Raw genomic sequence first — 18,305 nt, 5'->3', positions numbered from 1 at the left:
GTGCGGGACACCTCGCCGCCCCGGCGGTCGCCGCTCGGGCCGGCCGGCCCGGTACGTCCGCTCAGCCGTAGCTGCGCGGACGTACCGGGCCGGCCGCCAGGGCCACCGCGTCGGCGAGCACGGAGATGTCGTCGGCCGTCAGGCCCGACACGGTGAGCCGCACCGCCGGTGGTGAGGAGATGCGGAAGCGGGCACCCGGCGCCACGGCCCAGCCGGAGTGCAGCAGCCGGGCCACCGTGCCCGTCTCGTCGGCCACGGGCACCCACACGTTCATACCGCTGCGGCCGCGGGCCTCGACTCCCCGCACCGCCAGGGCCCTCAGCAGCGCGTCGCGCCGCTCCGAGTAGGCGGCCGCGACGGCCGGCGGGTCGACGGCCCCGGAGGTCCACAGCTCCACGACGGCGCGCTGGGTCAGCCGGCTGACCCAGCCCGGGCCGAGTTGCTGCCGCCCCTGGACCCGGTCGAGGGTCACCCGGTCGCCGGTGAGCACGGCGAGCCTGAGGTCGGGACCGTACGCCTTGGCCACCGATCGTACGAGCACCCAGTGGTCCGTGACACCGGCGAGGGGACACAGCGGCTCGCCGACGATCGCATGGCCGTGGTCGTCCTCGACGAGCAGCGTCCGCGGGTACCGGCCGAGCACGTCGCGGAGTTCGCGGGCGCGGGACGCGGAGACGACGGCACCCGTGGGGTTCTGTGCCCGGTCGGTCACGATCAGGGCCCTCGCCCCGCGGTCGAGCGCCCGCTCGACGTCCTCGGGACGCGGACCGTCGTCGTCGACGGCGACCGGAACCGGCCGCAGCCCGAGCGCCGGGACCAGGTCCAGCAGGCTCCCCCAGCCGGGGTCCTCCACGGCCACGGCGTCGCCGGGCCGGAGATGGGCGTGGAGCACCCGCTCGATGGCGTCGAGCGACCCGGAGGTGACGGCGACGGGGCCTTCCGGCACCCCGTCCGCGTCCAGTCCGGCACGGGCGAGCCGCGCCAACTCGGGGTCCACGGCGTCCTGCCCGTAGAGCACCGGCCGGGCGTCGTGATGGCGCGCAGCCGCCGCGAAGGCGTCGTGGAGCGGGGGCAGCAGGGCGGCGTCCGGGTTTCCCTCGGAGATCTGCCGTACGCCGGGCGGGGCGTCGATCGCGAGCGAGCCGCGCGCCGTGCTGGCCGGCCGTTCGCGCACACGACTGCCCTTGCGGCCGGCCGTCTCGATCACGCCGCGGTCGCGCAGCGTCCGGTAGGCGGCCGCGACGGTGTTCGGATTGACCCCCAGGGAAGCCGCCAGCTCCCGCATGGGGGGCAGCGGTTGGCCGGGGCGGAGGTCTCCCGACCCGACACCTCGCTCGACGCTGGCCGCGATGTCCGATGCGCCGCGCCCTTCGATCCGATACTCTCCTAGCACAAATAGAATTATGCACTAGTGCAATGGGAGCACGCAATGGCACCGTCCCAGGAGTCGCCGACCTACCGGTCCACCGACCGGACCGTCCCCACCAGAGCGCGGGAGCGCGCGTCCCACGACCGCGCACTGGTGCACGCGATACTCGACGAGACCTCCGTCTGCCATCTCGGCTTCGTGCGCGACGGGGCACCGGTGGTACTGCCGACGCTGTACGGCCGGGTCGGCGACGTGCTCTACGTGCACGGCTCGACCGGATCCCGTCCGCTGCGCATGGCCGGTCAGGCCGATCCCGGCCTGGAGGTCTGTCTGACCGTCACGCACGTCGACGGCCTGGTGCTCGCCCGCTCGGCGTTCCACCACTCGATCAACTACCGGTCGGTGGTGGTTCACGGCACCGCCCGCCAGGTGACCGACCCGGAGGAGAAGCGCACCGCTCTCGACGCCCTCGTCGACCATGTCATCCCCGGCCGTTCCTCCGACTCGCGTCCGGCCAACGCCAGGGAACTCGCCGCGACGGCCGTGCTCCGACTCGATCTGGACGAGGTCTCCGCCAAGGTCCGGACGGGCGGACCGGACGACGACCCGGAGGACCTGGCGCTTCCGCACTGGACCGGCGTCGTCCCGCTGGTCCGTGGCCATGGCGTGCCGGTCCCCGCGGACGACATGGACCCGTCGGTGGTCCTGCCCCCGTACCTGTCCTCGCTGTAGCGGCCGGCCTCCGGAGAGGCCGATCGGACCGTCCGTGTGACGCCCGCGGGCGTCACACGGACGGTCCGACGCCGAGAGGCAGGTGAACAGGCCGCGGCACGGCGAGGGCGGAACCGGGCCAGTCGGGCCCGGTTCCGCCCTCGCCGTGGTCACCGGCGCCGACGGGGTCGCAGGATCAGGCCGCCACGTCCACGGCGCCGCGCCGCCCGGCCGGCCGGGCCTCCTGCCAGGCCAGCCCGACCACCGCCGTGAGCAGGACCACCGTCCCGGCCACCGTTGCCGAGGTCAGCCGTTCGTTCAGCACGGTCACGGCCAGGACGGCTGCGCTGACCGGCTCCAGAAGCATGATCACCGACACCGTCGCGGCACGGACGACAGCCGCTCCCGCGAAGTAGAGCGCGTACGCGAGCGCCGTCGGGACGGCGGCGATGTACACCAGCATGCCCAGCACCCGCAGCGGCTCCGCGGTGTGCGGCAGGAGCCCCTCGACGAGGGCCGCCGGCAGCAGCCCGACGGCGCCGACCACGAAGGTCCACATCGTCGTCGACAGAGGATCGGGACCGTCGCCGTCCCGGCCGAGCCGGCGGGTCAGCAGGGTGATGGCCGCGTAGCCCGCCGCCGAGACGACCGCCAGCGCCACGCCCACCGGCCGCACCGTGCCGCTCCCGCCGCCCAGGACCAGCACCACGAGCCCGGTCAGCGCTCCGGCGACGGCGGCGATCCCGCCGCCCCCGAGCCGCTCCCCCATGGTGATCCTGGCGCCGAAGGCGATCAGTACGGGCCCGGCGCCCAGGGTGACGACCGTGCCGACCGCCAGCCCGGTCTGTTCGACGGCGGCGAAGTAGGAGCTCTGAAAGACGGTCAGACCGACGCCGGTGCCGAGGATGCGCAGCAGCCTGCGGCGGCGCGGTTCGGGCCTGGCCACGACGGCGCCGCCGCTCCGCGCCGCCCGGCGTCCGCGCAGCGCGAGCGCGCCCGCGAGCAGCAGCAGCCCGCCGAGGCAGCGCCAGAAGGACAGGGCGAGCGGGCCCAGATCGCTGACCTCGAAGACCAGTGCGGCGGCAGCCCCCGCGGTCCCCCAGGCCGCACCGGCCACGACGAGATAGAACAGGCTGCGCCCGACGGGCAGGCCGGTGACGGCAGCCGAAGATGGATTCGACACGTGAGTACTCCGTGCTGGGTGTCCGGGGAAAGCCCCGGAGGCCCGCCCCGAAGGGTGGGGAACGCGTCCCACGACGGGCCGGAAGACAGGACAGTTGGCCGCTGGACTCCACACGCGGGCAGCGACGAACCGTCCGGGGGACTCCACACCCCGGACCCGGTCTTCGTCGGCGGAGAACCGCCCGCGCTATGCGGCGGGCGGCGGGAGGACGGTCGAATGCATGATCGCCACCCTAGACCGCAGCCCGCTCGGCCGCCAAGTCGCCGTCGGCAGCCCCGGCCACGGTGCCGGAACCACCTGCCACCGGTCCGGATGCGGCCTTCGGCGTGGAGGACTGGGCGATGAAAGCCCCCACGAGCACCACGGCACCGCCGGCGATCTGGGGCGCGGAGAGATGCTCGCCGAGCAGGACCCAGGCCAGCATCGTCGCGATCACGGCCTCCAGACAGGCGACGACTCCCGCGACCTGCGGCGAGAGCCTGCGGACGGACACGACGCCGGTGACATAGGCGACGACCGTGGCGATCAGGACGATCCAGCCGAGCAGCAGCGCCGCCGGGACGGTCGTGCCGGCCAGGACGGCCCCGCCGCCGAGCACCTGCCAGTCCATTCCCCACGGGCGGGCGACGACGGTCAGCACGAGCGCACCGACGAGCAGTCCGTACGCGATGACGCCGAGCGGGTCGGCGGCGTCGTCGGCGTCGGCGCCCTGGGCGGAGAGGACGAAGTAGCCGACCTGGCAGCAGGCCGCCCCGAGGGCGAGCAGCAGGCCGATCGCGTCGAAGCCGAGCCCGGACCAGACCTCGACCACGCAGGCGAGTCCGCCGACGGCGAGGACGACACCGACGGCGGCGGCACGGGTGACCGGGCGGCGCTGGACGAAGCGGACCCAGGCGAGGACGAGGGCGGGGGCCAGGTACTCGATGAGCAGCGCCACGCCCACGGGGATGCGGGAGATCGCGGCGAAGTAGCAGGCCTGGACACCGGCGACGGCGAGCATTCCGAACCCGGCGAGCAGCGCCGGTTTGCGTATCAGCAGGTCGCGGTGGCGCCAGGCGACGGGAAGCATGACGAGGGCGGCACCGGCCACTCGCAGCCACACCACATGCAGGGGGTCGAGCCCCGCTTCGATAAGCGGCTTGGCCGCCACACCTGAACCACCGAAGGCGAACGCCGAGGCCAGGGCGAGTCCCAGCCCGGCGCTCCTTTCCCGAGACGCGTGCATCGGCACATCATGGCAGCCCGAGTCAGGAGCGTCACATCTGTCGCACCTGTTGAGACAGCTCGGCGATCCGGCAGGCCAGCCGGTCGGGGGCGCCCCCCGCACGCACGAGGACTTCGGCGGCCCTGGAGTCGCGGTCGGCGGCGAGTCCGGCGAGCAGATCGAGGCCGCCGGACCCGGGGCTCCCCGCGCTCCGCTGGCCGCTCCCGCGCCCGCAGCACGGCGGAGGCGGCCGACGGCGCCCAGCCCGTCTGCGCGGGGTCCCGGACCGCCGGGACCGCGCCGGAGTCCTCGACCGTCACCTGCCGGCGCAGCCCGTACCCGATGCTGCGCTGCACGAGACGGCCGAGGACGCGGGCGCGACCCGGTCCGGGCCGCCGAAGGCCGCCCGGACGCCGGGTTCGGACTCGACCAGGGAGTGCGGCAGATGGGCCGTGTCGATCTGACGGTCCCGCAGCGCACACCGCCGAGCGCCGGCGACGACCGGGGCCAGTTCCTCGGAGAGTCCGGCGTCGGTCCCGGTGGGGCGGGAGCGGGCTGCCGGGGAACGCGCGGGACAGGGAGGTGCACGGTCACACCCCATCAGCGGCGAACGGCCCCGGCCATCGCCGCACGGGAGCGTTCGGGCATCCCGGGGAGGGTGGGCACCGCGTGCCGCGCCTGCTCCTTGCGGAGGAGGCGCGCCCCTCACGAGCGGTTCCGTGCGCTCCCCCGCCGGTGGGAGGCCGTCGGGCACCGGCCCCGGAGACCGCGCGCATCGACGGGGAGGCGACCGGATCTGACAGTTCATCAGTATTGAACGTTGCAGGCCGCGCGGCTACGTTCCGACGGCACCGGGACCCGAAAGCCACCGAGCCCGACGAGAAGGGGTGGTCACCATGGCCGAGGTCAGCGCGGACGCACGCATCGGGGCGCCTGCCGGGAAGGTATGGGCCCAACTGACGGACTTCGCTTCCTACGGCCGGTGGAACGCCACCCACACGAGCTTCCCGCAGGGCGGCCCCGAGACTCTCGAGACCGGCGCGACCTTCACCGAGAGCATGAAGCTCATGGGATTCCCCGCGGAAGTGCAGTGGACGGTGGAGGAACTGGAGCCCGAGCGGGTCCTCGCGATCAGGGGCAAGGGCCCGATGGGCGTCCTCGTCGGCACCCGCTACACCCTCACCCCGGAAGGCGGCACGACGACCGTTCGCATCGTCGGCGAGTTCACGGGCGCCGCCGTCTCGCTGATGGCGGGCAAGCTCAGGGACTCGGCGACCGTCGCGCTCCACGAATCACTCCGCAAGCTGGGCGGGCTCGTGAGCTGACGGGCCGGAGGCGCGGGGAAGGGCCCCTTGTTTACGGGGCCCTTCCCCGCGCCCGGGCCGGGCCCAGGCGGGGCTCAGTCCTCGTCGGCCAGGATCAGGTACAGCTTCTTGCGGGCCTCGTTGATCACCGAGATCGCCTTCTGCCGCTGATCCGGGGTGCCCGTCTTCCAGACCTGGCCGAAGGCCTCCATGAGCCCGAATCCGGCCTGACGGATCTCGTTCATGGCATCCCAGTCGATCCCGCGGCCGGCCTCCTCCCAGGGCGCGTCGGGAACCGACTCGGCCTCGGCGCGCCCCGCCTCGGTGAGCGTGAACAGCTTCTTGCCGCCGTCACTCTCGCTGGTGATCAGCCCCTCGTCCTCCAGCAGCTGAAGAGTGGGGTACACCGATCCGGGGCTGGGTTTCCAGGCCCCGCCGCTGCGCTCGCCGATCTCCTGGATCATCTCGTAACCGTGCATCGGGCGGTCCTTCAGCAGGGCCAGGATCGAGGCGCGCACATCACCCCGGCGGGCCCTCCCCCGGCCGCGGCCGCGGCCGCCACCCCACGGGGGGCCGCCGAACCCCGGCCCGAACGGGCCGAAGGCGGCGCGGCGCCCCTCGTGCTCACCCCGACCGTGATGGCCGGGCCCGCAACCGCCCTGTCCCGGGCCGGGTCCGAAGCCGTGTCCATGTGAACGCATCACACGCTCCCTCCACCGTCGATCTGTCGCGATGCTTCAACGATATATCGGAATACTTCGATTGGCAATCGCCGAGCGGTCCAGATCACCGTGACCTGTGACAGCGAACCTTGACCGGTTGCCACCGAAGATCGATGCATGGTGATCCGTGCCATCCAAGAGGAACGACTAGACAGTTTGTGCCAGCGAAGTTTGATCAACGATGGTCCCGGGTGACGCACTCAAGCCTGACTCCGATGGCCATGACCTGGCTCTTTCTCGCTGGATCAGCCGTAGATGACGAAGGTGACGCACTTTCCGCCTATCTCTCTGCTCAGACCTGCCCCTGCCTCACAGCCCAGAGGGAAACGCTGATAGAACCCCGTCATGACGTTCCGATTCACCGCCCGCGCCGCTAGGGGGCGTATTGCGTCGTGATCAATCTGCGAGATCTGCCTGCGCGGCAGGGTTTGGACCGGTAGACCTCTTTGGGTGACGCGAGCGCAACTGACGGATGTGGAGTGGGAGTTGATCGAGCCGTACCTGCCGATCGGCGAGTACGGCCCGTACCCCGAGCGGCTGCGGCAGCAGTTCGAGGGCGTGATCTGGAGGTTCAAGACAGGCGGGCAGTGGCGGGAGATGCCGACGGAGTTCGGCGCCTGGTCGACCGTCCACAACCGCTTCCGGCAGTGGCGTGACTCCGGCGTCTTCGAAGCCATCATGGAGGGCCTGGTCACGGAAGCCGCGAAGCGCGGCGAGGTGGACCTGTCCCTGGTCAGCATCGATTCCACCACCGCCCGGGCCCACCACGACGCTGCCGGGATGCACATGGACGAAGACGTCCTCACCGCTTTGGAGAAGGCTGCCGCCGAGACCGAGAAGGCCAGGTCAAAAGGGGCGACTGCGACGAACAAACCGGACAGGAGGCCGAAGGCGATCCCGTGCGGGAAGAGCGGCGGCGCATCCGGCGCCGACGAAAACTCCGGCTGAAGGCCGCCCTGCTCGGGCGTTCCAGGGGAGGGCAGACCAGCAAGATCCATGTCGTCGGCGACCGGAAGTGCCGCCCGCTGGCGTTCATACTGACCGCGGGCCAGGCCGCCGACAGCCCGCAGTTCATCCCCGTATTGGGGAAGGTGCGGGTGCGCATGCCCGTCGGCCGTCCGCGCACCCGGCCCGGCGCAGTCGCCGGGGACAAGGCGTACTCGTCCTGCGGCAACCGCGCCCACCTGCGCAAACGCCGTATCAAGGCGGTCATCCCGGAGAAGAAGGACCAGGCCGCCAACCGGAAGAAGAAGGGCTCCAGAGGCGGCCGGCCCGTCAGCCACGATGCCGACCTTTACAAGGAGCGGAACACCGTCGAGCGGCTGATCAACAAGCTGAAGGCCTGGCGAGGCATCGCCACGCGGTACGACAAGACCCCCGACAGCTACCTCGCCGGCCTCCACCTCCGCGCCTCGATGATCTGGCTCAGAGAGCTCACCCGGACCACCTGATGATCACAACCACATACGCTCCCTAGAACCGAGATCGACCCTGACGGCTACTTCACCGAAGCCGCCCTTGCCGAAGGAGAGGACGGGAGTGGCTTCATCTTGATGTTCATGGCGGGAGAGGAAGAGCCTGATGATCAGGAGGTTGCCCTAGGGATGGACACGCATTGCCTGGTCACGGCCGGCCAGGGGACCGCCTATGGCTGTGTGCGTGGGGCCGTTCTGACGGGCAACGTGCTCCACGTCTCACTCGACCCTGACGCGCTGGAAGACCTGCGATTGGATGACAGCGAGATCGAGGCCGTCATAGAAGCGTCGACCGAAGACATCGTCCAGTTCCGAGAAGTTCTCGCCCAGGTGCTCAACTACGGACGCGCGGACGCTGTGCCCAGTCGTCTCGTCATCTGAGTAGATCTCCTGCCTCTGACCTCAGCTGATCGAGCACACGCGGCGCGGCGAAATTGGGACCTCGAGCCTAGTTGCTGCCAGCAGTGGACTTGCGACGGCGTCGCTGCGCCTTCTCCCGGCAGCTCCTTGAGCACCAGCGACGGGCCGTTCCGGACTCATCCCTCTCGATGGGGTCCTGACAGTGCTCGCAGGTCCGGATCCGATAAGGAGCCGGGTCGAGTCCTCGGTGGGCTCGTTGCCTGCAACGGCCCGAGCACCAGCGGCGCAGGCTGGTACTGGGCTTCGTTTTCGGGAGAGGGTCCTGACAGAACTCACACGTCTCAGCCGGTGAGCGCAGGAAGCGTTCCGGTGTAGCGAGACGGCTCCAGCGCCGCGCGTGCTGGCGACAGGCCGCTGAGCACGTCTGGCGGTGCGAGCGAGAGCCTGGAGGCAGAGGTTTATCGCAGGCTATGCAGCGCCGGTCTCCTTCGCCGACAGGGTCATCGTCGGCGGTGGATGCCGTGGAGGAAGCGCCACCTTGCTGGCGGAGAAGGTAGGCGGTGCGGCGGCAGGTCGACGAGCAGAGCCGGTGACGCTGTCCGATCTGGATCTTCATCGGCTTCTGACAGACCCGGCAGGGTGCCGTGGTCTGCCGTCGGCGATGTGCCCGCGTCTTGCAGCGCATGGAGCAGAGGATCGCCCGCCTGCCGAACGCCCCCGTGGGCGGTATGTCCGTGCCGCACTCTCTGCACTTCTTCGTCTCCAGGGTGACTCGCAGAAAGTCAGGGTCGCGGCCGGTGACCGCAGCCAGGCGGTCCCAGGACGGCGTCCCCCGAAGCCCTGGCGGTTCCAGCAGGAACTTTCGAAGATAGGGAGGCGGGAGGTGGTTGGCGTGGGCGAGGCGCCTGATGAAAGAAGGGCCGCCTTCTCCTGCTTGAGGACGGACCTGAAAGGGGAGGCGAGCGATCGAGAGAGCGCTTTGAGCGGGTGCTGTCACTGATCGCCAACCGCTGCCGAGGGGCCGCCTGGCCGCTTCCGGCCGGAGGCGATGTCCAGGTCGACGGCCAGCAGTCCGGACTTCGTGATCTTTTCTGAGCCGGTGAGGATGGCGTCCACGGCGGCACCGCGGAGCTGGTGGGAGAGGGTGCCGATCATGCCGCTCGTTCGGGTGTGCAGGAAGCGGTCCAGACGGGTCAGGGTGCCGCGCTTGTGCTGGTGCAGCACAAGGTTCGCCTCCATCTGCGCGACCAGCGCCTTCCACTCCTTGTTGTAGGGGAACGAGTGGGTGGCCACCGAGGTGAAGCGGGCGGCGATCTGGTCGCCGCGGGTGCCGGACAGCAGACCGCTGTCTTCGATGTCGATGCCGGCGTAGGCGAACGTCGCAGGGACGCGCTCAGAGAAGTACTTGAGCGTGTCGGACGCCTCGGCTCCCGTGCGGGTGTGCAGGGAGATGTTATGGATCTCGTCGACCAGGACGAGGCTGGTGCGAGCCTTGGTGCAGACGCCGACCACGGCCTCGGTGAGGTCGGTGATGTTGGAGCTTCGCAGGACCGGAAGGCCGAGGAAGCGGGCGAACTCCGCAGCGATCATGCGGGGTGTCGCGGCGGGCGGGACGGTGATGTAGATGACCGGTATGCGTTCGTCCTGGCCGGGATGCCGGCGGCGGTCCTGGAGTTCGTGGGCCAGGCCGAGCTGGGTCAGGGCGATCGTCTTGCCGGTGTTGGCCGGCCCGCTGACGATGAGGCCCCTGCGGGCACTGATCGCGCCGCGGTTGAGGATGATCAGGCGGCGTCCGCAGGTGACTGTGTGCCGGACGGTCGAGGTGGCCACCACCTGCAGGCGGGCGTGGTGGTCAAGCCGGTCCTCGTCGTACTGGTATCGGTCCTCCTTGGCCAGGGCGTCGTACTCGTCCTGCGTCAGCATGACCATCGGCTCGCTGATCGCCCCAGCGACGAACTCGCGCCAGCCGGGCAGGACCGTCAGGTAGCGGCCGAAATCGTCATCCGACTGTGCTGCCAGCGGCATGCTCACGAACGTCTCCAGGGGTCCTCAAGCGGGTCGAAGATTCCCAGCGGGATCACTTCGGCCATCGTTTCCTCGTCCTCCACCGGCGGCTCCGGCAAGGGTTGCGTCTCCGGTCGCGGCGGGGGTTTGGCTGCTGCCGGTGCGGTGGCCTTGGTCCGGGCGGCGACGCGGCGGTCCGCCTTGGACGGCTTGGCCTTCCGCTTCTTTGCCGCTGGCTGGTCAGGGCCGGCGTGGGCCCGGGTCAACAAGGCGGACACTGCCGCAGCGAGTTCTTCCTCGGTGGCCTTGGGCAACTGGTGGCTGACGTGATCCCAGGCAAGGTCGCCAAAGGGAACGGGCGCCCGGTTCAGGTATTTCCAGGTTGCCTGGACCCACTCGCCTTCGCCGCGGTGGTTGCGTACCCAGACTCGGGAGACGTCGTAGGGGTCCCGGTGCACTTCCCAGAGCCCCCTCTTGGCGGTGACCCCTGAATCGCGCCGCCGCATCGGACCCAGCTCGGGGGCATCGTAAGTGCGGTTGTTGATCCGGATGCCGTAGGAGTTGACGGCCCGCCAGGCTGCGGGGAGGAGTTCGACGTAGTCCTGGCCGCTGAGCGCAACGGGGACGTAACCGCAGGACTCGACCAGTGCGGCGTACTTCTGGTTCGGCGTGAACAACCGACCGGGGTGGTCGGGATCGCGCAGGCCCTCATGAGGGCGGTTCTGCCACTGGGCGACGACCCACTCGTCCAGCAGTTCCTGCAGTTCAGGCAGCGACCACAGGTTCTCCTGTTCCGGGTGGCGGCCGCGATGGTCGGTGTTGCGGCCAGTGTAGCCGGGGAGGAACTGGGCGAACATCGTGGCGACGGAGCCCAGCATCTTCTCGATGTGGCCCTTCTCGAAGGGCGAGCCCTTATGGGTCGGCTGGAAGTCAATCTCCAGGAACCGGCAGGAAGCACGGAAGTTGTGCGAGACGAACACCTTCCCGTGATCGCAGACGATCATCTCCGGGACGATCACTGGCCTGGCCGCGGCGTGTTCAAGACGCTCGTCGAGCGTCAGCAAGCGCCTGTGCGGCAGCACCGAGCGGGACATCTTCAACACGTCGACCCAGCCCGGTCGCATCAATTCCGGCGTGACCGTGCGGGCCAGCAGCACGCTGGCATCGACCGACTTCGTCGTGGGCCTCAGCACGGCCGCCATGAGCGTCCGGGTAGCAACGTCGATCATGCCGGTGAGCTCGACCTTGCCGACAACGCCGTTGTCCAGCCGGACCATGACGTCCAGGGGAGTGGAGTCGATCTGCATGACTTCGCCCGGTGCCGACACCGTCAGCTCACCGAACGGTGCAGCGGCTCCGTGGGCCCTGGAGCGGCGTGTGACCGCCGATCCGGTGGTGTGCGTGCCCGCGGTCAGCTTCGCCACCAGCCGGTAGAGCGTCCGCCGCGACGGTAGCTTGACCGGGTCCCCGCCATTCTCCCGGATGATCTCCCCAGTCCGCCAGATCAGATAGGCCCCGTTGCGCGTCGACGTGTCGACTCCCTCTTTGACCGCCTGCCGCATCGCCTCGACGACGGCATCGGGCACGGAGCCGAACTCCTTGCGCTTGCGGACCGGCCGGTGATCGGCCAGCCCGGCCAGGCCGTCAGCTTGGTAGCGGCGCCGCCGAAAACCCACTGTTCCGGGCTTGACGTCGTAACCGAGGGCGGTGAGTTCGGCCGCTTTGACCTTCTGCCGTGAGGTCACCGACGTGCCTGGACCGTAACCGGGCCGCGGCACCGTGTCTGGCTCGGCGTCCGGCGGAAGCCCGTGGAGGACTTCGAGAATGTGCTGTTCCCACCAAAGCGCCTGCTTCACCGCCTCGGACGAAAGGGTCTCCAGCAAGCCGGACGGCGGCAGCGGCATGCGCTCCGGACGGAACAGCACCTCGAAGTCTGGTGCCTCGAATAGATCGATCAAGGCGACGACTCGGTGTGGCGCCTCGGCGTCCTCCAGCACCGCTGCCTGGGCGGCGACCTCGAGAACACCCCTCACCTGGCCCTCGAACCGCACCCTCTGACCGACCGCCAGAACCGGCGGCCGCTTCAAGCTGCCCATCCGCTTCCCTCCGTCCAGACCAGACTGTCGGTCTCCATCAGACGACCGACGAGGTCCGTTCCCAGAGCACCGGACCACAGCAGGTGAAACAGCACCGGCAGCACCTGAAGACGCTCCCCGACCAGTCCAGCGCCATCCCATAGCCCCATCGGCTCACGGAAGACCTCCAGGAGCCGCTCCGCCACCGCCGTCGGCCGCCCGCAGCGGGCCCGCCGATAACGGGATAGCCAGCGGACGTTCGCCATGAACACCGGCTCAGGCCGCCCCACCCACTCGAACTCCCAACCCACCGCCCGACACGCCTCGTGGGTCGCGGCGAACGCCTCCCCCGTCGCCTCATCGACTTCGTCTTCGGCGCGGACGTCAACGACGCGGGCCCGTCCATCGGACAGCCGGACGAAGTAGTCAGGGGCGTGTCGCCGCTTGCGAGTGCCGTCGTTCCAGTGCAGCCAGAACGGCTGTGAACCAATCGCAGCCACCCTGGGATCACGATCCAGCAGGATCAGCCGATCCCGCTCAAGCCACGACTCGTAGCCCACATGGTCCCGCACCGTTGCTGAGTAGTACCAGCCAGCGAAACCGCGACCGTCCTTGTGCCAGCTGAACTCGCGTACAGGGGCCACAGCTTCGAACCGCGTTCCCCAACTCGCCCCCAGCGACCGGCGTACGCGCGTGCCGTCTTCGGAAAAGGCCAGTTCAAAGGCTGTCAGAGCAGCATCTTCGAACACGCCAGCACGCGCCCCCAACACGTCCCCCACCCACCCGTACACCAATCAGTTGATCTTCAGTGGCACAAACTAGCGTTGATCGATCTTCGGTGGCAACCGATCAAGGTTCGCTGTCACAGGTCACACCGGGATTGGCCTTGGCCTGCGGAGCCGTCCGCGCCCTACGGTCGGCGCCATGCGGATTCGAATCGTGGACGCCTTCACCGACCGGCCCTTCGCGGGCAATCCCGCCGCGGTCCTGCTGCTCGACACCGACGCCTTCCCCGACGACGGCCGGCTCCAGGACGTGGCGACGGAGATGAACCTCTCCGAGACGGCCTTCGCACATCCGCTGCCCGAGGGCGGCGAGGCGGACTGGGCGCTGCGCTGGTTCACACCGGCCGCCGAGGTGGACATGTGCGGGCACGCGACACTCGCCACGGCCCACGTCCTCCACCGGACCGGCACCGCGAGCGGCACCGTGCGCTTCGCCGCGCGCTGCGGGATCCTGACGACGACCGTGCACGAGGACGGCTCGATCACCCTGGACCTCCCCGTGTCGTCCCTGACCCCGGTAGAGACTCCGGACGGCATCGCCGACGCGCTGGGGGCCGCTCCGCTCTCGGTCCTGGACACCTCGGACCACATAGGCGATCTGCTGGTCGAGCTCGGCGACGAGGCGGCCGTCCGCGGTCTGCGCCCGGACATCCGCGCCCTCGCCGCCCATTCGCAGCGCGGGATCATCGCCACGGCGGCGGCCGCGAACCCGGGGGAGGGGTACGACTACGTCTCGCGCTGCTTCTTCCCGAACGTCGGCATCGACGAGGATCCCGTCACCGGCAGTGCGCACTCCGCCCTCGCGCCGTTCTGGTCGGCGCGGCTGGGCCGACCGGAGCTGACCGGGCTGCAGGCCTCCGCCCGCTCCGGCCTGGTGCGGACGGCGCTGCGCGGCGACCGCGTCCTGCTCACCGGCAGCGCCGTGACCGTCGTCGACGGCGAACTGCTCGTCACCCTCTGACCGGGACGCGGCCGGTCGCGGGGCCACTGCGGGCACGGCAGCCGGGCCCCCGGGGTGCGGGAGGGGCGTACGACGGTTCTCCGCCGTACGCCCCTCGGCGCCGTGCACCGCGGCCCCGCGCCGCGGCCGGCCACGGCACACTTCATGCCGTGGGCAGCCAGCCCACCTTCCCCGCCAGCAGTCCGTAGCCCACGAAGGCGACGATGTCGAGAAGCGCGTGGGCGGCCACGAGCGGCCCCACCCGGCCCCAGCGGCGGTACAGCAGAACGAAGACCACGCCCATCACCATGTTGCCGACGAAGCCGCCGATCCCCTGGTAGAGGTGGTACGAGCCGCGCAGCACCGAACTGGCGACGAGGGCGCGGACCGGGCTCCAGCCCAGTTGGTCCAGCCGCCGCAGCAGGTACCCGACGACGATGACCTCCTCGACGACGGAGTTCTGCACCGCGGAGAGAACGAGGACCGGGTACTTCCACCACACGTCGGGAAGCGACTCCGGAACCACCGTGAGGTTGGCCCCCGCTGCCCTGACCACCAGGTAGAACGCCAGCCCCGCACTGCCGATGCCGGCCGCCACCAGCGCACCGCGCCCCAGGTCGGACCACGGCCTGGTCCGGTCGAAGCCGACGGCCCTCAGCCCGCCGGCGCCCTCCCTGAGCAGCAGATGGCCGACGAGGACGACGGGAACCAGTGCCGTCGCGATCCCGAACAGCTGCCATGCGAGGTCGAGCCACGGCCGGCCGGGCGCGTAGGAGCTGTTGAGGTTCGCGGCCTGGTCCGCGAGACCGCCGGGCTTCGTCAGCGCCCCGATGAAGCTGATGAGCGACGACACCGCGCTGGCGCCCAGCGAGAGCGCCAGGACGATCAGGGTCTCGGACCGCAGTATCCCGCGCGGGAATCCCCCGTCGGGGACCGATCCGGACACCCGTCCCGCCTCCGCCTGCACACTGCCTCCCGTTTCCTCGGTCCCGCCGTCACAGCTTGCCCGACGGCGGGACCGAGGTCGAAGGCGGGACCCGAATGCGAAGCGATCAGTCCCCCGGTCCCGCCGGCCAGGTGTGCACGGGCTCGTCCGCGTGCATCAGCACGCTGTAGCGGCGCGTGACCGCGGCGAGCGCGGCACGCCGGTCGAGCCCGGCGTCCAGCGCCCTGTGGAAGGCCTCGACCTGCCAGGACGCACCGTTCACCCGGCGTCTGCACCGCCCCTCGACAACACCCAGGTAGAAATCCCGGTCCGCGGGCTCCACGTTCCAGGCGTCCAGCCCGGCCGCCGCGAGCGGCAGCAGTTCGTCCCGTACGAGTTTGACGGCGGGAACGCGGGTGAGCCCGCCGCCCCGGCCCGGACGCGGCCACTCCAGCTCGGCCTCGATGCCGTTCCGGCAGGCGGTTTCGAAGTTCGCCGCGGCGGTCTCGAACGACATCCGGGTCCACAGCGGTCGCGACTCCTCGGCGAGCGCCCGCACGAGCCCGTAGTAGAAGGCCGCGTTGGCCACGACGTCGGTGACGGTGGGACCGGCCGGGAGCACCCGGTTCTCGACGCGCAGATGGGGCACGCCGTCCGCGAGACCGTAGACCGGCCGGTTCCAGCGGTAGACCGTGCCGTTGTGCAGGACGAGTTCCTGCAGCCGCGGCACGCCGCCGTCGTCGAGCACCCGCAGCGGCTCCTCGTCGTCGCAGATCGGCAGGAGGGCCGGGAAGTAGCGCAGGTTCTCCTCGAAGAGTTCGTAGGCGGAGCCCACCCAGCGCTCGCCGAACCAGGTCCTGGGCCGCACGCCCTGGGCCTGGAGCTCTGGCGGCCGGGTGTCCGTCGCCTGCCGGAAGAGCGGTGGCCGGGACTCGCGCCAGAGTTCCTTGCCGAACAGGAACGGGGAGTTCGCGCCGACGGCGATCTGGACCGCCGCCACGGCCTGGGCGGCGTTCCACACCTGGGCGAACCGGCCCGGTGTCACCTGGAGGTGCAGTTGCACCGACGTGCAGGCCGCCTCCGGAGCGATCGAGGACGACGTGCAGCCGAGGTGCTCGACCCCTTCGATGTCGAGGGTGAAGTCCTCACCGCGGGCGGCGACGATCTGGTCGTTGAGAAGGACATAGCGGTCGACGTCCGACAGATTCGCGGAAACCAGATCCTTACCGGCGAGGGTCGGAAGGATGCCGATCATCACGATTCCGGCATCGACCTCCGCGGCTTTGCGATGGGCATATCCCAGACCCGTGCGAAGTTCCTCCGCGAGCTGGTCGAGGACCCGTCCGCCGAGCCGGTGCGGCGCTATGTTCACCTCCAGGTTGAACATTCCGAGCTCGGTCTGGAAATCACGGCTGGCAATCCTGTCGAGCACCTCGGCATTCATCATCCGGGGCAGGCCGTCGGAGCCCGCGAGATTGAGCTCGATCTCCATCCCCATCAGATTCCTGGGGCGATCGAACCTCTTTTCCGCCAGGAGTCTCCCCAGTCCCGCCAGGCACTGCTGGAGCTTTCTCCGGTAGCGTTGCCGATCGGACAGGTCGAACCCGCCTGCCACGATCTTCTCCCCCATCGAAGGGTCCCTCCTCGAGTGGGCAGTCCGCGGCCGGGCCGCTCGTGTCACGGACGATAATGCCCAGACGAAGAGATCCATAACGTCTCGCGCGCGACCGGTGGGCCGCTAGTCTGAAGCAGCGACCGTGCGCCATCCGTCCGGCACATTCCGTCGGCATGACGCAGTGAGCATTTACCACTTCCCGAGGTGTGGTGAAAAAGTCCGACGAGATTCGGCCGACCACTCGTGGGGTAACACACCAGGTGACGCCGTTACGCTCACGAATAACCCCCTCGAACTTCGCGCACCGAAGGTCCTGATTCGACCTTGACTGCAATGCCGGGGACGGCTAGCAGAAACATTGAGTGAACACACGTCGTATAAACTCACGCGAACGAGGCAGAAAGTCGGCGCCCGGCCACGGAAATCCGGCCCCCTCCGGCCCACGCCGACAGAGCCGTCCGCATCTGCCCTCGCATCACCCTGTCTCTTGAGTGAGAGGCGACCCACCATGCCGCTCCATGTCCCCCCGGCACCCGCGCCCGCACTGCGCAGCGTCCTCACGGCACTCGGATCCCCCTCCGCAGTCCGCGAGGCGCGCACTCCCGCTCTCCGTTCCGTCCAGGGAGCGGTGACCGCCGAACTCCCACTTCCCGTCCACGTCCTGGACCAGGTGGTGCCACAGGGCGACCGCCGGCCCCGCACCCGGCTGGCGGGCTGGCGGTTCCTGATCCGCGGCGGCGACCGCGCCATCGCCGCCGCGGACACCATGCTGACCCCGGACGGCTGGGCCTTCTCGCACTTCTTCGAGGGCCCGTACATCGCGTCGACGGAGCGGGCGCTGCAACAGGCCGAGGCCCTCCCCGGCAGCTACCAGCCACGGTTGCTGTCCGTGCCCGAGCTGTACATGATCACGCTCTGGCTGCACGGCAACCGCGAGGCCGACCCGGCGAAGGGCAAACCGGCCCCCGCCGACCTGCTGGTGCCGCTCGCTCCCGCACCCCCGGGCATCGCCGCCCACCGATCGCACCGGGTGGCCGATCTGCTGCCGGTGATGACCTCGAGGGTCACTCCCGCACCCCTGCTCGGATTCCCGGCCTGACCTGAGCCACCGGACACCAGCTGCCCCGTGACATGGAGTCACGGGGCATGTTCACACCCCTTCCGGACTAGCCCACTAGGGCCACTGCGAACCACCCGAAGGGACGGTGCAGTTGAGCTGAACCGCCCACCGGGGTGATGCGTCCTTAACTGGTAGGACGAGCTGCCGTGAAATCCCTGCGGATTGACGCCCGTGGGGCAACACTGGGATCGACGACAGATACGGGGGGCGGCCATGAGCACCGCATCGAGCCGCAGGACACTCACCACATCGCAGCGAAAGAACCCATCCATGTGCCAGCACCAGCCGCCGTGCCCGACAGCAGACTCCGCCGACCGGGAGGCCGCCCGCCTCGTGGCGCACCATCCGGAGCAGGGCTGGAGCCTGCTGTGCAACGGCGTGCTGCTCTTCGAGGACACGGGCGAACTGCTCCCGGACGGCCAGATCATCGCCCCGCACCGGCCGCTGCGGATCGTGACGGCGGCCTGAGGCCCGCCGCCGCGTCGATCGGACCATCCGCCCGGGGCCCCTCCC

At 70.1% G+C, this 18,305-nt stretch carries 15 protein-coding genes and 1 pseudogene; 7 read left to right on the top strand and 9 right to left on the bottom strand.

Going from position 1 to position 18,305, the window contains the following annotated elements:
• Window positions 1–61: 61 nt before the first annotated feature.
• Window positions 62–1,393 (bottom strand): aminotransferase class I/II-fold pyridoxal phosphate-dependent enzyme, encoded by a 1,332-nt coding sequence (locus tag FEF34_RS33040; RefSeq protein ID WP_138056435.1) that lies wholly within the window; start codon window positions 1,391–1,393, stop codon window positions 62–64.
• 36 nt (window positions 1,394–1,429) lie between these two features.
• Here FEF34_RS33040 and FEF34_RS33035 point away from each other — a divergent pair, with 36 nt between their 5' ends.
• Window positions 1,430–2,101 (top strand): pyridoxamine 5'-phosphate oxidase family protein, encoded by a 672-nt coding sequence (locus tag FEF34_RS33035; RefSeq protein ID WP_138056434.1) that lies wholly within the window; start codon window positions 1,430–1,432, stop codon window positions 2,099–2,101.
• Window positions 2,102–2,276: 175 nt separating this feature from the next.
• On the opposite strand, the gene FEF34_RS33030 is transcribed toward FEF34_RS33035, so the two are convergent.
• Both FEF34_RS33030 and FEF34_RS33025 read right to left on the bottom strand, forming a co-directional pair.
• The gene (locus FEF34_RS33030; protein WP_138056433.1) at window positions 2,277–3,263 is read right to left on the bottom strand and encodes a DMT family transporter; all 987 of its coding nucleotides are present in this window, start codon (window positions 3,261–3,263) and stop codon (window positions 2,277–2,279) included.
• Between the two features lie 232 nt (window positions 3,264–3,495).
• Window positions 3,496–4,488 carry an EamA family transporter gene (locus FEF34_RS33025; protein ID WP_138056432.1) on the bottom strand — a complete coding sequence of 331 codons (993 nt, stop codon included), beginning with the start codon at window positions 4,486–4,488 and terminating at the stop codon, window positions 3,496–3,498.
• Window positions 4,489–5,363: 875 nt separating this feature from the next.
• Here FEF34_RS33025 and FEF34_RS33015 point away from each other — a divergent pair.
• The gene (locus tag FEF34_RS33015) at window positions 5,364–5,792 is read left to right on the top strand and encodes a type II toxin-antitoxin system Rv0910 family toxin (RefSeq protein WP_138056431.1); all 429 of its coding nucleotides are present in this window, start codon (window positions 5,364–5,366) and stop codon (window positions 5,790–5,792) included.
• A 74-nt stretch (window positions 5,793–5,866) separates the two neighbouring features.
• Here the strand turns inward: FEF34_RS33015 and FEF34_RS33010 are convergent, their stop codons facing one another.
• The gene (locus FEF34_RS33010) at window positions 5,867–6,472 is read right to left on the bottom strand and encodes a PadR family transcriptional regulator (RefSeq protein ID WP_138056430.1); all 606 of its coding nucleotides are present in this window, start codon (window positions 6,470–6,472) and stop codon (window positions 5,867–5,869) included.
• Window positions 6,473–6,943: 471 nt separating this feature from the next.
• On the opposite strand from FEF34_RS33010, the pseudogene FEF34_RS33005 reads away from it, so the two are divergent.
• Both FEF34_RS33005 and FEF34_RS33000 read left to right on the top strand, forming a co-directional pair.
• A pseudogene (locus FEF34_RS33005) lies at window positions 6,944–7,944 on the top strand (IS5 family transposase).
• A 108-nt stretch (window positions 7,945–8,052) separates the two neighbouring features.
• Window positions 8,053–8,349, top strand: coding sequence for an Imm10 family immunity protein (locus FEF34_RS33000; protein WP_325063657.1), 297 nt, complete (start codon window positions 8,053–8,055; stop codon window positions 8,347–8,349).
• A 972-nt stretch (window positions 8,350–9,321) separates the two neighbouring features.
• Here FEF34_RS33000 and FEF34_RS32995 read toward each other — a convergent pair.
• Genes FEF34_RS32995 through FEF34_RS32985 form a run of 3 tightly spaced genes read right to left on the bottom strand, consistent with a single transcriptional unit; the run spans window position 9,322 to window position 13,156 of the window.
• Window positions 9,322–10,353 carry an ATP-binding protein gene (locus FEF34_RS32995; RefSeq protein ID WP_138056428.1) on the bottom strand — a complete coding sequence of 344 codons (1,032 nt, stop codon included), beginning with the start codon at window positions 10,351–10,353 and terminating at the stop codon, window positions 9,322–9,324.
• 2 nt (window positions 10,354–10,355) lie between these two features.
• Window positions 10,356–12,428 (bottom strand): Mu transposase C-terminal domain-containing protein, encoded by a 2,073-nt coding sequence (locus tag FEF34_RS32990; RefSeq protein ID WP_138056427.1) that lies wholly within the window; start codon window positions 12,426–12,428, stop codon window positions 10,356–10,358.
• Window positions 12,416–13,156, bottom strand: coding sequence for a TnsA-like heteromeric transposase endonuclease subunit (locus FEF34_RS32985; RefSeq protein WP_407698320.1), 741 nt, complete (start codon window positions 13,154–13,156; stop codon window positions 12,416–12,418). Before FEF34_RS32985 ends, FEF34_RS32990 begins: the two co-directional genes overlap by 13 nt.
• Before the next feature lie 175 nt (window positions 13,157–13,331).
• On the opposite strand from FEF34_RS32985, the gene FEF34_RS32980 reads away from it, so the two are divergent.
• Window positions 13,332–14,153 (top strand): PhzF family phenazine biosynthesis protein, encoded by an 822-nt coding sequence (locus FEF34_RS32980; RefSeq protein ID WP_138056425.1) that lies wholly within the window; start codon window positions 13,332–13,334, stop codon window positions 14,151–14,153.
• A 142-nt stretch (window positions 14,154–14,295) separates the two neighbouring features.
• On the opposite strand, the gene FEF34_RS32975 is transcribed toward FEF34_RS32980, so the two are convergent.
• Together FEF34_RS32975 and FEF34_RS32970 are read right to left on the bottom strand one after the other, a co-directional pair.
• Window positions 14,296–15,099 carry a CPBP family intramembrane glutamic endopeptidase gene (locus FEF34_RS32975; protein ID WP_138056424.1) on the bottom strand — a complete coding sequence of 268 codons (804 nt, stop codon included), beginning with the start codon at window positions 15,097–15,099 and terminating at the stop codon, window positions 14,296–14,298.
• A gap of 85 nt (window positions 15,100–15,184) precedes the next feature.
• A complete protein-coding gene (locus FEF34_RS32970; RefSeq protein ID WP_138056423.1) occupies window positions 15,185–16,687 on the bottom strand; it encodes a glutamate-cysteine ligase family protein in 1,503 nt (500 codons plus the stop codon).
• A gap of 493 nt (window positions 16,688–17,180) precedes the next feature.
• Between FEF34_RS32970 and FEF34_RS32965 the strand changes: the two genes are divergently transcribed.
• Together FEF34_RS32965 and FEF34_RS32960 are read left to right on the top strand one after the other, a co-directional pair.
• Window positions 17,181–17,771, top strand: a complete 591-nt coding sequence (locus FEF34_RS32965; protein ID WP_138056422.1) for a hypothetical protein — start codon at window positions 17,181–17,183, stop codon at window positions 17,769–17,771.
• A 291-nt stretch (window positions 17,772–18,062) separates the two neighbouring features.
• Window positions 18,063–18,260 carry a DUF5999 family protein gene (locus FEF34_RS32960; protein WP_093654310.1) on the top strand — a complete coding sequence of 66 codons (198 nt, stop codon included), beginning with the start codon at window positions 18,063–18,065 and terminating at the stop codon, window positions 18,258–18,260.
• Window positions 18,261–18,305 lie beyond the last annotated feature (45 nt).

This window comes from Streptomyces marianii (assembly GCF_005795905.1).
GTDB classification, from domain to species: Bacteria; Actinomycetota; Actinomycetes; order Streptomycetales; family Streptomycetaceae; genus Streptomyces; species Streptomyces marianii.
This window is presented reverse-complemented; position numbering and strand designations above follow the sequence as displayed.

Coding starts and splice junctions, on each gene's coding strand:
- FEF34_RS33000 (WP_325063657.1), top strand. CDS start 8,053: ATGGCGGGAGAGGAAGAGCCTGATGATCAGGAGGTTGCCCTAGGGATG.
- FEF34_RS32965 (WP_138056422.1), top strand. CDS start 17,181: ATGCCGCTCCATGTCCCCCCGGCACCCGCGCCCGCACTGCGCAGCGTC.
- FEF34_RS33010 (WP_138056430.1), bottom strand. CDS start 6,472: ATGCGTTCACATGGACACGGCTTCGGACCCGGCCCGGGACAGGGCGGT.
- FEF34_RS32960 (WP_093654310.1), top strand. CDS start 18,063: ATGTGCCAGCACCAGCCGCCGTGCCCGACAGCAGACTCCGCCGACCGG.
- FEF34_RS33025 (WP_138056432.1), bottom strand. CDS start 4,488: ATGCACGCGTCTCGGGAAAGGAGCGCCGGGCTGGGACTCGCCCTGGCC.
- FEF34_RS32995 (WP_138056428.1), bottom strand. CDS start 10,353: ATGCCGCTGGCAGCACAGTCGGATGACGATTTCGGCCGCTACCTGACG.
- FEF34_RS32990 (WP_138056427.1), bottom strand. CDS start 12,428: ATGGGCAGCTTGAAGCGGCCGCCGGTTCTGGCGGTCGGTCAGAGGGTG.
- FEF34_RS33035 (WP_138056434.1), top strand. CDS start 1,430: ATGGCACCGTCCCAGGAGTCGCCGACCTACCGGTCCACCGACCGGACC.
- FEF34_RS33015 (WP_138056431.1), top strand. CDS start 5,364: ATGGCCGAGGTCAGCGCGGACGCACGCATCGGGGCGCCTGCCGGGAAG.
- FEF34_RS32970 (WP_138056423.1), bottom strand. CDS start 16,687: ATGGGGGAGAAGATCGTGGCAGGCGGGTTCGACCTGTCCGATCGGCAA.
- FEF34_RS32980 (WP_138056425.1), top strand. CDS start 13,332: ATGCGGATTCGAATCGTGGACGCCTTCACCGACCGGCCCTTCGCGGGC.